This window comes from Desulfosporosinus sp. FKA (assembly GCF_002196785.1).
Classification (GTDB): domain Bacteria; phylum Bacillota; class Desulfitobacteriia; order Desulfitobacteriales; family Desulfitobacteriaceae; genus Desulfosporosinus; species Desulfosporosinus acididurans.
This window is the reverse complement of the sequence record NZ_NAHZ01000033.1, coordinates 18,616-34,147: the sequence shown is the minus strand read 5'-3', so window position 1 is coordinate 34,147 and position 15,532 is coordinate 18,616. Positions and strand designations below refer to the sequence as shown.

General features: G+C 43.2%; 8 protein-coding genes. 4 read left to right on the top strand and 4 right to left on the bottom strand.

Annotated elements, in window-relative coordinates; genetic code table 11:
* Window positions 1–205 precede the first annotated feature (205 nt).
* On the bottom strand, window positions 206–1,429 hold the full coding sequence (pepT, locus tag B5771_RS19485) for a peptidase T (protein ID WP_088189039.1): 1,224 nt from the start codon (window positions 1,427–1,429) through the stop codon (window positions 206–208).
* A 146-nt stretch (window positions 1,430–1,575) separates the two neighbouring features.
* Window positions 1,576–1,710 (bottom strand): hypothetical protein, encoded by a 135-nt coding sequence (locus B5771_RS25115; RefSeq protein ID WP_282433362.1) that lies wholly within the window; start codon window positions 1,708–1,710, stop codon window positions 1,576–1,578.
* 147 nt (window positions 1,711–1,857) lie between these two features.
* Between B5771_RS25115 and B5771_RS19480 the strand changes: the two genes are divergently transcribed.
* Window positions 1,858–3,174, top strand: coding sequence for an aminotransferase class V-fold PLP-dependent enzyme (locus tag B5771_RS19480; protein ID WP_088189038.1), 1,317 nt, complete (start codon window positions 1,858–1,860; stop codon window positions 3,172–3,174).
* A 66-nt stretch (window positions 3,175–3,240) separates the two neighbouring features.
* Complete coding sequence (locus B5771_RS19475; RefSeq protein ID WP_047808174.1) at window positions 3,241–3,717, top strand: DsrE/DsrF/DrsH-like family protein; 477 nt, start codon at window positions 3,241–3,243, stop codon at window positions 3,715–3,717.
* Here B5771_RS19475 and B5771_RS19470 read toward each other — a convergent pair whose 3' ends face one another.
* Complete coding sequence (locus tag B5771_RS19470; protein ID WP_172408322.1) at window positions 3,718–4,350, bottom strand: ribonuclease H family protein; 633 nt, start codon at window positions 4,348–4,350, stop codon at window positions 3,718–3,720.
* Window positions 4,351–4,592: 242 nt separating this feature from the next.
* Between B5771_RS19470 and B5771_RS19465 the strand changes: the two genes are divergently transcribed.
* Both B5771_RS19465 and B5771_RS19460 read left to right on the top strand, forming a co-directional pair.
* Entirely contained in the window at window positions 4,593–5,255 is a 663-nt protein-coding gene (locus B5771_RS19465) for an AbrB family transcriptional regulator (RefSeq protein WP_088189036.1), read from the top strand.
* Between the two features lie 13 nt (window positions 5,256–5,268).
* Window positions 5,269–6,711 (top strand): MFS transporter, encoded by a 1,443-nt coding sequence (locus B5771_RS19460; protein WP_242966903.1) that lies wholly within the window; start codon window positions 5,269–5,271, stop codon window positions 6,709–6,711.
* A gap of 186 nt (window positions 6,712–6,897) precedes the next feature.
* Here the strand turns inward: B5771_RS19460 and B5771_RS19455 are convergent, their stop codons facing one another.
* On the bottom strand, window positions 6,898–15,483 hold the full coding sequence (locus tag B5771_RS19455) for a glucoamylase family protein (protein WP_088189035.1): 8,586 nt from the start codon (window positions 15,481–15,483) through the stop codon (window positions 6,898–6,900).
* Window positions 15,484–15,532 lie beyond the last annotated feature (49 nt).

Below are 15,532 nucleotides of genomic sequence, written 5' to 3'. Positions count from 1 at the left end.
AACCTCTTCAACTCTGGAAAAGGTCCTTGTCAACTATACGTTTTAGAGATAATAATAGCAAGTAGAAATTCGTCGCAATTTTCTGCATCAAGCAGAATACGTCAGGAACATGCGTTCTTAATCTGGAAATATTAACCAATTAACCATACTTTGCATTATTGAATCAATAGGTTCTAGGATAAGCTTATCCAATTTTTAAGTGCTATCATTTTGCAGTATAAATCTCAACAATTTTCAAAATAACGTCTACTGCTTTTTCCATAGCAAAGGTGGGAATAAATTCAAATTTTCCATGAAAATTGTGTCCACCGGTAAAAATATTTGGCGTAGGCAGCCCCATAAATGATAGTCTAGCCCCATCAGTTCCGCCTCTAATCGGACGGATATCCGGGACCACGCCAACTGCCTCCATGGCCTTTTCCGCATTTTCAAGGATATGCTTAACAGGTTCAATCTTTTCTTTCATATTGAAATATTGATCCTTAATCTCTATGGAAAACCTTTCGGGTCCATATTTTTCATTAAGATCAATTATAATCTGCTGCAACTTTTCTTTTCGTTGTTGAAAAGAATTTATCTCAAAATCGCGGACGATATAATTAAGAATTGTCTCTTCTACGTTTCCATGAATATCAGTCAAGTGATAAAATCCTTCATACCCTTCAGTATTGACAGGGGTTTCATCCTTTGGCAGCTTCATAATAAATTCTTGAGCCAGCAAAATGGCATTAATCATTTTACCCTTAGCCGATCCTGGATGAACGTTTCTTCCTTGAACTTTAACTTTTACCCCAGCCGCATTAAAATTTTCATATTCTAATTCACCGATTGCACCACCATCAACGGTATAAGCAAACTCCGCACCAAATCTCTGAACATCGAAATGGTCCGCTCCCCTGCCCACTTCCTCGTTAGGGGTAAAAGCAATGCATATCTTCCCATGTGAAATATCCTTATGACACTGCAGGTAATCAATGGCCGTCATCACCTCAGCAATTCCTGCCTTGTCATCTGCGCCAAGTAAGGTTGTTCCATCGGTGGTAATTAGAGTTTTCCCACGGTAATTTAATAATTCCGGAAAGTCCTTAGGTGATAAAACAATATTTTTATCTTCATTGAGGACAATATCACTGCCATCATAATTTTCGATAAGCTGAGGTTTTACATCCTTGCCAAGCATATCGGGACTTGTATCCAGATGGGCGATAAAGCCAATTGGCGGAATGTGTTTGCTGGTATTTGCCGGTAAATGAGCAAGGACATATCCCTTTTCATCGACGGAAGCATCGTCTAAACCCAAAGCTTTAAGTTCTTCAACAAGAGCATTAGCCAATTCAAATTGCCCGGGAGTTGTAAGAACTACGGTTTCTTCACTCGATTGTGTATCAAATTTTACATAATGTAAGAATCGTTCAATTACAGTTGTCATCTTAAAACCTCCATCTTTAGCAAAACTATTTTTACAACACATAGGTTTTTAATCTCGGTTAACGACTAATTATACCATCTACCATCAACATACTATAAACCGCATTTACTGAATTCAAGCCTCAGCCTAGGGCTGAGGCTTGAAAACTAGAGCTCGCTGTTAGGGTTCTCTTTAAGATCTTTACCTTTCTTTTGATGCTGTTTGAATTCTGCTCGCCGCGAATCATATTTGGCGCTGGCAAGACCTTTGGGGTGTTTTTGGATTTCACCTGACTTTTTCATAGTTACCTCCATACTTTCGCAAGTGAATTTCAACGTTAGTATGTTACACAGGAGACTATATCATGTAGTCAAATTCTTTAGTCACCTTTTGCTTAAACAATAATATGATGCTGAAGAAACATATTTTTACCTGAAAGAGATGATTACATGAACTATAAACTTTCAGAATCAATTTATAGGCATCTTGTTATGGGGACAGACATGAAAATTCCCTTATACAACGGCGAATGGGTAACGGGCATTAATTTTGATAATGCCGCGTCAACCCCCCCTTTAGTTTCTGTTATGGAGGAAATAAATCGTTTCGCACCAATGTATTCTTCAGTACATCGCGGGACTGGGTACAAATCTCAATATTCTTCCCAGATCTACGAAGAAGCGAGATCAATCGTTCTGAATTTCGTTAATGCTGACCCCAATAACGATATGGTGATTTTTGTTAAAAACACGACTGAAGCCATTAATAAATTGTCTTATCGCCTTTGCGAAGACAATAAGAAAGGTATCGTTATATCTACATGGATGGAGCATCATTCCAACGATTTGCCATGGAGAAACAAATTTCAGGTGGATTATGTCGATGTAAACTCCCAGGGAAAACTAAACCTCACGGATCTGGAAAACAAACTAATACGCCATAAGGGGAAAGTAAAATTAGTTACAGTTACCGGAGCATCAAACGTAACCGGCTACATTAATCCCATACATAAAATAGCCGAATTAGCACATCGTTATAGAGCTCAAATCCTTGTCGATGGTGCTCAAATGGTACCTCATACCATTGTCAACATGAGGCCGGAAAACCCACTTCAGCGTATCGATTATCTAGCATTTTCGGCTCACAAAATGTACGCACCCTTTGGCAGCGGAGTCCTGATTGGTCCTCAGGAAACCTTCCAAAAAGATGTCTCAGAAATGGTGGGAGGAGGAACCGCCGAGATCGTAACCCATGATTGGGTTATTTGGAATGACCCGCCAATGAAGGATGAGGCCGGCTCTCCAAATGTCATAGGAGTTGTCGCTCTTGTCGCTGCGATAAAGACGTTGTCTGCTCTAAACATGAAGAAAATTGACCATTATGAATATCAGCTTGCCGAATATGCTTATACAGGACTAAGATCAATTCCGGGCATTACACTATATACTCAATTAAGCCCGGGAGAACCCCATATAGGCGTCATCCCTTTCAATATTAAAGGTATGCACCACGAACGGGTTGGTTCAATTCTCTCTCAGGAAGCCGGGATCGCCGTTCGGACAGGATGCTTCTGTACTCAACCCTATATCCAGAAATTATTATCAATTTCTCCGAAACAAATGGAGTATTACAAAAAGAGCCGGAATTCTTCTCGCCCAGGTGTCGTCCGTATAAGTTTTGGCCTCTATAATAATTTTAACGAAATAAATATTCTCCTGCAAACCCTGGAGCAAATTGTCAGACACCCCACCATGAGCATATCCTAAGTTATACTATTCTAATTTTTACTTATACTAGCTTTAGAAAACAAATTCTAAGGAGTGTAATAACTATTGGAGAAAAAGATGAATATTCTCATGTTCAGCGGTGACTATGATAAAGCCTTAGCAGCCCTCATACTCGCCAATACTGCAAAAGAATTAGGGGTTAATGTGAGCATGTTTTTTGCTTTTTGGGGATTATTTTTGGTAAGAGATCCAGCCAAGTTATCAGCAGACGACAAAACTGCTTTTGAAAAAATCTTCGGTTTAATGACACCCAAAGGGCCGGAAGAACTACCCCTTTCTCGCATGAATATGGCAGGTTTAGGAAAACAAATGCTCCTTGAGATGATGAATGATGACGAGACCCCCACACTCACCGATTTCCTTAATGGGGCCCGAAAAAAAGGAGTAACCTTTTTTGGCTGTAAGCTCTCTGTTGAGGTCATGGGCTTTAAGGAGGATGAATTACTGCCGGAAGTCCAAATTATTACGGCTAAAGAATACTTAAAAGATGCCTTAGAGTCCGATATGCAGCTCTTTATTTAATCACTTACTATTAATTCCCAACGCCTCCTTGGCAAGCCGGTCCACGTAATCGTTAAACCGATTACCACTGTGACCGGCTACTTTTTCAAAAGTGTAGAGGCCTTGGTACTCTTTCATAAATGTTACATAGGCTTGTGTAAATTTATTCTTTGCTTTCCAGGCACCAGTAACCCAGTGGGCAATTCCTGAATAGTCATGATAAATTCTTATCTTGGCATTCAGACTCTTAGCCTTTTTCACAGCATGTATTACCGCTGAGATTTCTCCGGCAACATTCCTCATTATGGCAGCTTCATGATTTTCTCCCGCTCCATTCGCTTCAAAAATAACTTGTCCCCCTTTGACAAAGACATAACCAAAGGAATACTTCCCATTTCGATAACTGCCATCTGTATAAACGTCGTAGTCATACTCCCAGTTTGCTTCACATACTTTATCTTCAGAGGAGTTTGTCTTGACCTCACCCTTTTGATCTTCTCCATCATCTTTCCAGGCAAGGGCTTCGGCTTTTGTTTCGAATCCTTTAAAAACTGCCCCCTTATACCCTTTAACTGCTGCCTGACAATCAGGCCAATTATCAAAAAGCCCCTTCTTGTAGCCCTCTTTCACAACATAAAAATTCTTTTTTCCCAAAGCTGCAAAACCCCTTTGACTAAAATTTGGAGCTTTTTTCCCACGTACTATTATAGTATAAGTCTTGTTATCTCGAAACATAACCGAGTAACATATTATTATGTGCAGAATAGTCTAATTATTATTTATAGGTCGGGAGGATTTACCCAATTATTGGTCGAACTCATAAAGATACCTATGATGTCTAACAGTATAACCTAAGTTCAAACCCAAAAAGACATGAACTACGAGGGGGAAAAACAATGGAAACTTACCGGGTAAAGATCGGAGCAGAAGGAGAAATCTCATTACCCTTAGAATTGAGAAATCTCTTTGGCTTAGCTCCAGGAGACACTTTAGATTTATGTGTTGATTCTGAAGGCAAAGTTTTCGTAAGAACTGCCGAGCGTTCAGTCGAACCTCTTTCCGATTTTTTTGAAGACCTGATTATCGGCGATTTACATAGCGCCGGATTTACAGGCGACGAGCTTAAGAATAGATTGCTGGAACAAAAATTAAAGTTAAGCACAGTCCTTGACCGAATGGCTGAAGAAGGTTACCGGGCTCATAAAAATTTCCAATCCGTGAAATGGCGCGCCATCCAAAGCATAAAATCATTGGAGAGCATGAAATCATCTTCAACGCCTTATCAAGTTGTCGTAACCACCCGGGGAATTCATGATTTGGCTGTCCTCCAAGCGGCAGAGCTTAAGGAAATACCAGCAGTGTTAAGCCAACTCGAAGAAGATCCCTTGGGATTTAAAAGACTGAAAGGACCGTATTATGAAACATACCGGGTTTCTTTCCACTGCGGCCACAAGGAATACCGAGTCGTTTACACCATATTTGCCCCTGAAAATTTAGTCGTCGTGTTAACCATCGGGAAAAGAAAAGCAATTTTTGAAAAGCTGAACGGCATTGCCTAAAGGAGCAAGTTAGGTGATCGAAGATTACAACTCCAGCTATTTTAAAGACTCTCCCAAATACCGATGGTTTATTTTAGCAACGGTTTCCATTGGAACCTTTATGTCAACGTTGGACAGCAGTATTGTCAGTGTAGCTTTACCGACAATATCAGGGCAATTACAGGCAAACCTATCGACATTGCAATGGGTAGTTACCGCCTATTTATTAACCATCTCCAGTTTACTCCCTGTTTTTGGCCGCTTAGCAGATCTTATTGGGAGAAAAAGAGTCTACTCTTCTGGATTTATTGTTTTTACTCTTGGTTCTGCACTTTGCGGCCTCGCGACAAATATCTGGTTTCTTATTGGAATGCGTGTCCTTCAGGCAATTGGGGCATCGATCCTCATGGCAAATAGCCCGGCCATTATTACTGCGAATTTTCCTCCAAAAGAACGCGGAAAGGCTTTAGGACTAACCGGAACTGTTGTTGCTTTGGGAAGCCTTACCGGTCCCGCGCTCGGCGGCATATTAGTTGGGCTGTTAAACTGGCGTACCATATTTTACATCAATTTACCTATTGGAATTTTAGGATACATCGCCGCCCTCGTAATTCTTCCCTTAGACACACCCCTGCCAAACAGCGAAACTTTCGACTTTCTGGGCGCCTTTCTTTTTACCGGCGGCATGCTGTGCCTTTTATTTTCCCTCAGTAATGGCCAAGATTGGGGATGGAAATCCTATCTGATTATAGGCGGCTTAATCCTCGGCCTCATCTTATTAATAACATTTTTCTTAGCCGAAATTCATGTTTCAAGCCCTATGATTGATCTGTCCCTGTTCCAAATCCGACCTTTTTTAGTGGGAAATATGACTGGGTTTCTTTCCTTTGTCGCGATGTTTGCCAATACCATGCTGATGCCTTTTTACTTACAGCACGTTTTAAATTATGATCCCACCCAAGTTGGGTTAATAATGACCTCTTTTCCCCTGACGTTGGCAATTTCTGCGCCAATCAGCGGGCACATCTCGGATATAATCGGCCCACGCGTCCTGACCACAAGCGGATTGATCGTCTTCGCCTCAGGCTTTTTATATTTGTCCAGCCTAACGGCCTGCTCACTATCTTGGCAAATCGTACCTGGTCTTTTGCTGATAGGTTTAGGTTGTGGTCTTTTCCAATCTCCCAATAACAGCAGCGTCATGAGTTCAGTTCCAGCAATAAAATTAGGTATTGCCGGTGGAATTAATGCCCTGCTTCGAAATGTTGGCATGGTTATTGGAATCTCTTATTCCATATCCTTATTTGAAAACCGACAGGCAGTTCTGCTGGAAGGTATCATCTCTCCAACAGCAGCACAAAAAGCAAATGCTTTTGTAGGGGCTTATCAGATTGTCATGTTAACCTCAATGGGAATTGCAATTGTCGCTGGTTTACTCTCTCTTTACCGCAAAGGCTATTATCAACCTGAAGCTTAAACTCTTAATACAAAATCCTAAAGATCAATTTCTTAACACTACCGTACCTAACCTTCAAGGAGAAAAAAAGCCTTCTGTCGTATCAATCATAACTACGATAGAAGGCTTTTTGTGTCTGGAAGCTGCCCAAAATTATGTGGTATGGAGTCTCTCAAACCATTATTACTAAGATGAAGTGTAAGGTTATTACATCGTTAAATGTACGGTATGAACCTGACTGTCATCCTTGAGTAAAATGATCGGTTCCTCTAAAAGTACATCGTCACAGGTAATCTGTTCAGCTCCGGTCATCTTCCCTTGAGGGTTCTCAACGACGATTTCATACCGTGATGAACAGTACGTATAGGTTAAACGGAAACCCTTCCAATGGCTGGGTATACACGGTTTCAGAATTAACCTGTCCCCTTGTCGTTTAAAACCTAATATCCCTTCCAACCCGGCCTGATATAACCACCCCGCCGCTCCAGTATACCAGCTCCAGCCGCCGCGGCCTACATGAGGGTGAATGGCATATACATCCGCAGCAACGACATACGGCTCGACTTTATAGCGATTGGCCTCATTCTCCGTTCGGGCATGATTGACAGGATTTAACATGTGAAACAATTCCAGGGCTTTATCCCCTTCACCCAGGGTTGTGTAGGCCAATACGGCCCAAATTGCCCCGTGAGTATATTGTCCGCCATTTTCCCGAACTCCCGGAACATAGCCTTTTATATAACCAGGATCAGGCAGAGACTTGTCAAAAGGCGGTGTCAGCAGCAAAAGAATTCCTTCGTCTTTGCGCCACAAATAGTGTTCCAAGGCCAACATCGCATCTAAAGCGCGACTAGGTTTAGCTGCACCGGAAATGACCGACCAGGACTGAGCTATAGCATCAATCTGACATTCAGTATTTCGGGTTGAGCCTAAAGGAGTGCCGTCATCAAAATAAGCACGGCGATACCAGCCGCCATCCCAACCATGCTTTTCTAAAGATTGTTGAAGCTCTTCGGCAATTCTGCGATAGTCCTCTCCCCGTTCCTTGTCTTGACGCCCCAAGCAAATAGTGGAGAAACGCTGCAAGGTTAAATACAAAAACCATCCTAACCAAACACTTTCTCCGCGACCCTTGGGACCGATTTGACTAAATCCATCATTCCAGTCTCCGGAACCAATCAGCGGCAAGCCATGTTCACCAAAACGCATACCCCGTTCAAGAGCTCGCAGACAATGTTCGTAAACAGTCCCAGTCTCAGCGGAAATGTTAGGAACTGAATAACGTTCATCTTCCCCTTCTTTCAACGGTTCATCATCAAGGAAAGACGTGACTTCTTCCAGTACCCCTATATCCCCGGTGCGTTCAATATAATGAGCAGTCACGAAAGGAAGCCACAGCAAATCATCCGCAAACCTTGTTCGTATACCTTTACTTTTTCCTTCATGCCACCAATGCTGCACATCGCCTTCTCTAAATTGGTGGGCACAATGAAGAATAATTTGGCGCCGAGTGATCTCGGGGGACGTGTAAACCAGTGCCATAACATCCTGAAGTTGATCTCTAAAGCCATAAGCTCCCCCGGACTGGTAAAATGCCGATCTTGCCCATACCCGACAAACTATAGTTTGATAGAGCAGCCAGCGATTTAAGAGCAAATTCATCGATGAATCAGGTGTTTCAACTTGAATTTTACCCAGCAAGCCATCCCAAAAGCTTTTGACATGTTCCAGTTCTTCGTTTACCTTCTTAGGGTCTCGGTACTTCTCACGAATTCCTTCGGCCTCTTCTCGATTCAGAGTATCCCCTAATAAAAAGGTCACTGACTTTTCTTCTCCCGGCGCAAGCGATACGTTTATTTGCATTGCCGTACAAGGGTCAAAACCTGCACCTACGGAATCCGAGAATTTTCCCGTCTTTAAGCCGATGGGATCAGCCAGGCTTCCGTTTCGCCCGATAAATTCTGCTCGATCCCCGGTATAACTATCGATGTCCCCGCCGATTGCTGTCAAAAACCCATGCCTTCCGGCAAATTCTTCTTGATAGGTGTTCCGCACTAAGAAAAGTTGATTCTCCCTATCAAATTCAGTCACCAAATAAGGAGCCGTCTGTTCCCGGGCCACTCCCAAGACCCATTCAGCGTAATAGACCAGACTTAAATGTATCGTCTGTTCCGACATGTTGCTAAGTATTAATTCCGTGACTTTGACAGGTTCCTCAACAGGCACAAAGAGTCTTAATGTTTGTTTTATGCCATGACTGCAGTGTTCAAAGACAGAATATCCCTGACCATGGCGTATTGTATAAGTTCCTTTCTCACGCCTCGGTCTGGCAGTCACAGACCAAAATTCGCCTGTATCTACATTCTTTAAGTAGAGCACTTCCCCAGGAGGATCAAGAACCGGGTCATTGGACCAAGGAGTTAGTTTATACTCTCGACTGTTCATTGACCAAGAATAACCCGCACCTGCCTCGGAGACCTGAAAGCCAAACCTTGAGTTGGCAATAACGTTAATCCAGGGAAGAGGGGTATTCCTGCCTTCCTGAAGTTGGATGATATATTCATTGCCATCGTCACTAAAGCCTCCATAGCCATTTGGGAATGTTAATGAATTTAAGATCTCATCAATGGATTCAGGAGGTTTATATTCTGAGGAAGCTTCCAGGGAGACCTCATCTGCTTCGCGAGGACTATGAGTACCGGCATCGATCTCTTCCTCAGTAATTAATTTGCTCTTCTTACGAACTTGAAGTGTACAAGACCCACCTTCTCCAGTAAACATTATTCTTGCTACAGTATAAAGCAATCTTAAATCATCAGGATGAACATGGCCTTTTTGCAGGATAAAAACGCCACCCGGTTGATTTAAGTGATCCCGTGCGTGTCCCATCGAAACTAAATCCCGCAAATTATCCTGAAAAGCCTGGACATAACCGCTCTCGTCCTCGTTGAGAATTACTAAATCAGCGTATAACCCTTTTAGACTCCAGTATTCATGGATTGTGAGCAAGCGACGGACTAAATCCAGATGTTCTTCGCGATCAACGCGAACGAGTACAATTGGCAAATCACCTGAAATGGCATAGGGCCATAAAGCGGACTGCCCTTTACAATTCTTTGCGATGCATTCCGCCACATCTCTGCGGCACGGGCTGAGATAGAACAAGTGGCCTCCAAGACTGAGTGCTTCATTAGCTTGCCCGGCCGTTAAATTCAGATGACGAAGTTCCATATTGCAATGCGTCCAAGCCAATTCAAAAGCTCGATTGACCGAGAGCGGATCGCGGTATTTTTCGGAAATGCGAAGTATTTCCTCTTGATTATCTGCATAACCCACTGAAAAAGAAACCCTGGCTGTCTGCCCCGGACCTATTCTGACTCGCTGTCGCAGGCTCATAATCGGATCAAGAACTGCGCCTACCGTATTCGACAAGGGACGATTGGCATCAACGGCTTGCGGCTTGGCAAGGCTTCTCCCCCTTCCTACAAATCGTGCTCGGTCTGTCTCATATTGCAGGGTTCCTACCTTATCTCCTTCTGTCGCCACAGTATGCATCAGCCACAAACGCCGCTGATTTTCTTTACGAGGCCGCCGTGACGCAAAAAGCACTTCATTCTGATATTCCGTTTGGATAAATAGATTACCAAAGGCAGGATGGGCTAAATCATCATTTGCCCGCGCTAAAACGACCTCGAAATAACTGGTGATCTCCACAACACGCTCAAATTTGCTGTGATTCGTCAGGGAAATACGTCTTATTTCCGTTTGGTCCTCGGGCGAAACAACGATTTCTGTTTTAGTCGTAAGGTTACCATCCTGGCGACGATATTCCACGCGATCCGGAGCGAAGGTTACTTTGTAGTCCTCCCCGCCAAAACCACAAGGCTGAAAAGCGGCTGACCAAACATCGCCGGAATTTAAATTTTGAATGTAAAAATACATACCCCAAGCATCACGGGTTACATCTTCTCGCCAGCGTGAAATGCTGATTTCACGGAATCGGCTGAATCCGGCCCCTGAATTTGTTAACATCACTGAATACTGTCCATTGGAAATACAGTGAGTAACCGGAATGGGGCTCATGGCAGTATTGATGAAAATAGAATGGTTTTTTTCCGGAAGAGTGTTTTTACTGTACCGTTCCGCAACAACCTGTTCGCTCTCCGGCTGAGATACAAGAGATACTGCTGAGGGCAGCCTTTCTTGAAGAAGAAGCTCCGAAGCTTGAATAAAAGGCTCCTTATGCAGTCGACTTTGCATCCTGTTATCAAACAAAACATTATCCAGTGCCAGAAAGCTCATTCCCTGATGATGAGCCATGAAACTCTTAATTAACTTATGAGATCGTCCTACAGGAATGCGATCCGCCGTATAATCGGCGGCTTCATAAAGGCCGTATCGGCCGCTGAAACCCTGTTGATCCATATGGGAGATATTGGCTAACGCTTCCTGCGGAGCAACCATAAGCGCCAAAAAACTGGCATAGGGTGCAATTACCAAATCTTGAATCAGCCCTCGTTTCAGGCCCAATCCCGGAACCCCGAAGGCTTTATATTGATAGTTCAGCTGGGGATCGAAGGCGTAGAAGCCCGATTCGGATATTCCCCAAGGCAAATTATGTTCAGCAGCATACTTGCGTTGAACTTCAACGACTGAATTATAAGTTTCATCCAATAACGTCCCTTCATAATTCCTCATGACCAATAGAGGCATTAAAAACTCAAACATCGTTCCGCTCCAAGAAACGAGGCTACGTTTTCTCATAGCCAAAGTTAAGGTCCGGCCAAGTCTAAACCAATGACTATGGGAGACATCCCCTTTGGCAATGGCAATAAAACTTGCCTGGCGGGCCTCAGAGGCCAATAAATCATAATAGGACTTATCAAGCATACTGTCCCCAACTCGATAACCGATGGAGAAAAGTTGACGTTTCTCATCAAATAAGGGCCGAAAATCCGTAACCAAAACCATCGCTTCGAGCTCATGCTGTAATTCTCTGGACTTAAGTAATAAGTGCTGAGCTTTTTCTAAGGCAGGTTTGATCTTTTCTCCAACCTCTGCAGAAAATTTCCCATGTTCTAAGCCCTGAGAATAGTCCAATGCCAGGCGCTCTAGAGGAGCAAACTGAAGGTCATCGGCAAGCTGTTGGTCAATTTGATTTTTGAGTGCCGGATCATTAACCCAGGGAAAAAAGTCTTGAATCTCCTGCTCAAAGGAAGCAATCATTTTCTGTAGTTGTCCAGCCCAATATCTTCCTTCTTCAGACCATTCTTGATTCGAGGAAACATCGGGCCAAAACGATAATAACTGTCGCCAGGTTTCAAGACTCCAGCTCTTGTCAGAGGTCTCTAGAAGTTTATTAAGACTCCTTTCAAATTCGAAAAAATCGTTTGCCGCCTCTTCGCCGACAGCCTGTTTGAAGAGGATTAACGTATCTTGCAAGGCAGAGAGATAACCCAAATTGAGAAGTGGACTTTCCAGCAATTCGCTAAGTCCGGATTTCAACGTCACCAAATACATCACGAAATTACCGCTATCCACAGTGGATATATATCGTGGCTCTAAAGGTTCCAAACTAAGCGTATCATACCAATTGTAAAGATGCCCTTGCCAATGTTCTAGCTCCTTAATCGTCTGGAGTGTTCTTTCAATTCTGTTAATAGCCGTCCCTAAGGAAATATAACCAAAGTCTCTTGCTGCTAAATTTGCCAGTAAGGCTAAACCAATGTTTGTTGGCGACGTTCTATGGGCAACTCCATTGGGCGGATCAATTTGAACATTGTCAGGAGGCAGCCAATACTCAGCATCACTCACAAACTCTTCAAAAAAGGCCCAAATTTTTCTGGCCCAGAGACGTAGAGACTGCTGTTCGGAAACAGAAAGCAATTCCTTCTTATGTTGTTTGGGCAGACTTACTCGATAGGAATACCAAATGGAAAAAAGCCACAGAACCGCTATAAGAGTAAACCCTATCAGCTTAGCCGGAAACAGAAGCCCGATCAGAAAAAATACAAGGATACAATAGACGATGACAGGCCACATTGCTCCTATAGTCGCTTTAAAACTCAGGTCGATTCGTTTTTCCGTATCCGCAGCCGTCTCCCATTCCAACATATTTCGGTGAGAAATAAACTGCCGGTATAAGCTTCTGAAAATGGCGTCAAGCATGATGTACGATTGATAGGGAAGCAACGAGAATTGCAGAGCAAATTGTTCGGCAAGAGTTAAAAAATCCTGAACAGCGTTAGTTTCTTCTCGTCCTTGGCATAAAAGCATATTAAAGATGCTCAAGATCATGGGCCAGAGAATACCTAAAGCGGCCAGTCCGGTCCATACCCAAGGACTCCCAGGAAGAATCATGAATCCTAAAGTCAATAGCAATAATTGGGCTGGATTTTCCAAACTTCGTCTTAAGTTATCAAAGATCTTCCATTTGGATATAAATGGCAGAGACTTAAACAGCCAGGGAATGAGCTGCCAGTCTCCTCTCACCCAGCGATGTTGGCGCCGCAGAAAAGCGCGGTAGGTCGAAGGATAACCATCGATCAATTCAATATCTGTGACAAGGCCCGCTCGGGCATAAATACCTTCGATGAGATCGTGACTGAGAATGGTGTTTTCCGGAAAGGTCTTATGGGTTACTTGTTGAAATACTTCAACATCGTAAATCCCCTTTCCTGTAAATATCCCTTCGTCAAATAGATCCTGATAAAGATCCGAGATGGCGTTTGTATACGGATCTACTCCAACTCTGCCCGAATAGATCCGGGAAAATTCAGTGGCACCGGCACTTAAAATAGAAACTCCTACCCGAGGCTGTAATATCCCGTAACCTTGGACGACTCTGGTTTTATCCTCATTTAACTGCGGAGAGTGCAGCGGATGGGCAAGAGTTCCAATTAACTTTTTGGCTGTTCCCTGAGGTAATTGAGTATCGGCATCAAGAGTTATTACAAAGCGGATACTCGGAAGGATAGCTAAGTTTCCAATTTGGATATCATAACTAGTCTCTCCGGCTTGACGCAACAGTGAATTAAACTCCAATAGCTTTCCTCGTTTACGCTCCCAACCCATCCAGACTCCTTCAACCGAATTAAATATGCGGTGGCGATGAAAAAAGAAAAATCGGCCTTGCTGGTACTTTTGATTAAGATTTTCTATTCCTTCTTTCGCAGCGATGATAATTTCCTTATCACCCGGAATCGTCTGGGAGGGGGCATCTGCAAAATCCCCCAGCAAGGCAAAATATAGGTTATCATCTCTGTTTGCCAGAAAATATACTTCCATTTCAGCGATGAGCTCTTTGACTCGATCCACACTCGTTAGCAGAGTGGGAACAACAACCATTGTCTTATATGCTTCAGGAATCCCCTCTCGCAGCTCCAATTTCGGTAAAAAGGCAGGCGTAAACAGTTTGCAGACTAACCAGTTAAGGGTAGGTATTATTAAACCGCTGGCCCAGATAAGGAGCGTTAAAATTAAGAGGACATAGCCAAGAGAGGACTGCATGCTGCGGGCGTATGATAAAACCCAAAGCATCAGCAAACATATCCCAAGCATTAGACTACCAAAGTAATATGTTAAAGGGTTTTTCCTTACGACTTGACGAAGTTTAGAGAGAACACTGAAATTCGAGCCAAAGTCCTGTTCCAGCTCCTGTTCCAAACTGCTTCGTCCCGGGCCCAGTAAATCAAACCCTATATGGGAGACCAGTGTATCCCCTTCTTCTTGTGCCTTTTCTGCCCTAGCGAGTACCCTTCGTGCTACAACAAGTTCCGAGGTTTTAAAATTTTTAGCAATTATTTCTACCTCATGGCGATAGGCATCCCGTGAGTCGAAATCCATTTGTCCATAAATATGGCTGGGATCCTTTGCAAAAACACTCTCGACTAAACTTACTTCTTCGAAAAACCTGGGCCAATTTTCCGCGGCAATAAAATGCATGCTCGTAATGGCATGCCCCATTGATACTTGATACATTGTCTGTCGTTGACGTTCGAGTTTTGCTAATTCCTCAATGGTCGTATCCTGTTTGGCAACAGCGCGATCAATCCAGTGCAGTAAAGGGGCCCCTTCCACGCCATGTTCGCGCATCCGTCTTAAAATTTGTTCGGCGTAAGCTGACGAATATTCTTCCTCCATACTTAAGGTTTTTAACACGTTATCCCAGTTCGTTTTATCGTGTTCGCTTTCTAAAAGAGGCAGAAGCCATTGGTCTGCCCGTTCCCTTTCGGTTTGGGTGAAGATAATAAGCTCCGCTAATCTCCTAATATTCTCGAGGATTACAATTCTTAGCATTGTGGGGATTGCCCATAATTCACCGCTCGTTAAAGGAACTTGAACCTGATACGCATTGATAAACGCTTTTAAAGTATCGCGTTGTAATTGACTATCTGTATGCTCGATTAGTTCGACGAGCAAAGCGTATACTCTGGGATATCCCATAAAGTCCCCGCTGGAAATGCGGGGCAGCTGCCGTTCAAATTTCAAAGGAATGCTTTTGGGGATCTCCTCTTTCAATCCTCTGAGACTATAATAATTGTCTAATAACCATTCCGTTGCTGGGATGGAATCTTTTGTTCGAGCAGCATAATCCGTAATTTCATGATAAGCCCGTTCTAAGAACTTAATATTTTGTCTGACCCTTGGCAAGAGAGTTCGCTTCGGATGATGAGCGCTCTGATTCGCAGTGAAACGGGCAATTTCTTCCGCATGCTTCAGCAAATCTTCCCCATGAAGGGCAATGTCCTTATATGGCTCTTCTTTAATCATTGACCGTGCGAAAAACTTCATTGTTCGTCTCCGTTTGTCATTTTTTGAGCATCATTATTGCATTATTCCC

Excerpts from the sequence above, each read along its gene's own strand:
- pepT (WP_088189039.1), bottom strand. The coding sequence starts at position 1,429 with ATGACAACTGTAATTGAACGATTCTTACATTATGTAAAATTTGATACA.
- B5771_RS25115 (WP_282433362.1), bottom strand. The coding sequence starts at position 1,710 with ATGAAAAAGTCAGGTGAAATCCAAAAACACCCCAAAGGTCTTGCCAGC.
- B5771_RS19480 (WP_088189038.1), top strand. The coding sequence starts at position 1,858 with ATGAACTATAAACTTTCAGAATCAATTTATAGGCATCTTGTTATGGGG.
- B5771_RS19465 (WP_088189036.1), top strand. The coding sequence starts at position 4,593 with ATGGAAACTTACCGGGTAAAGATCGGAGCAGAAGGAGAAATCTCATTA.
- B5771_RS19455 (WP_088189035.1), bottom strand. The coding sequence starts at position 15,483 with ATGAAGTTTTTCGCACGGTCAATGATTAAAGAAGAGCCATATAAGGAC.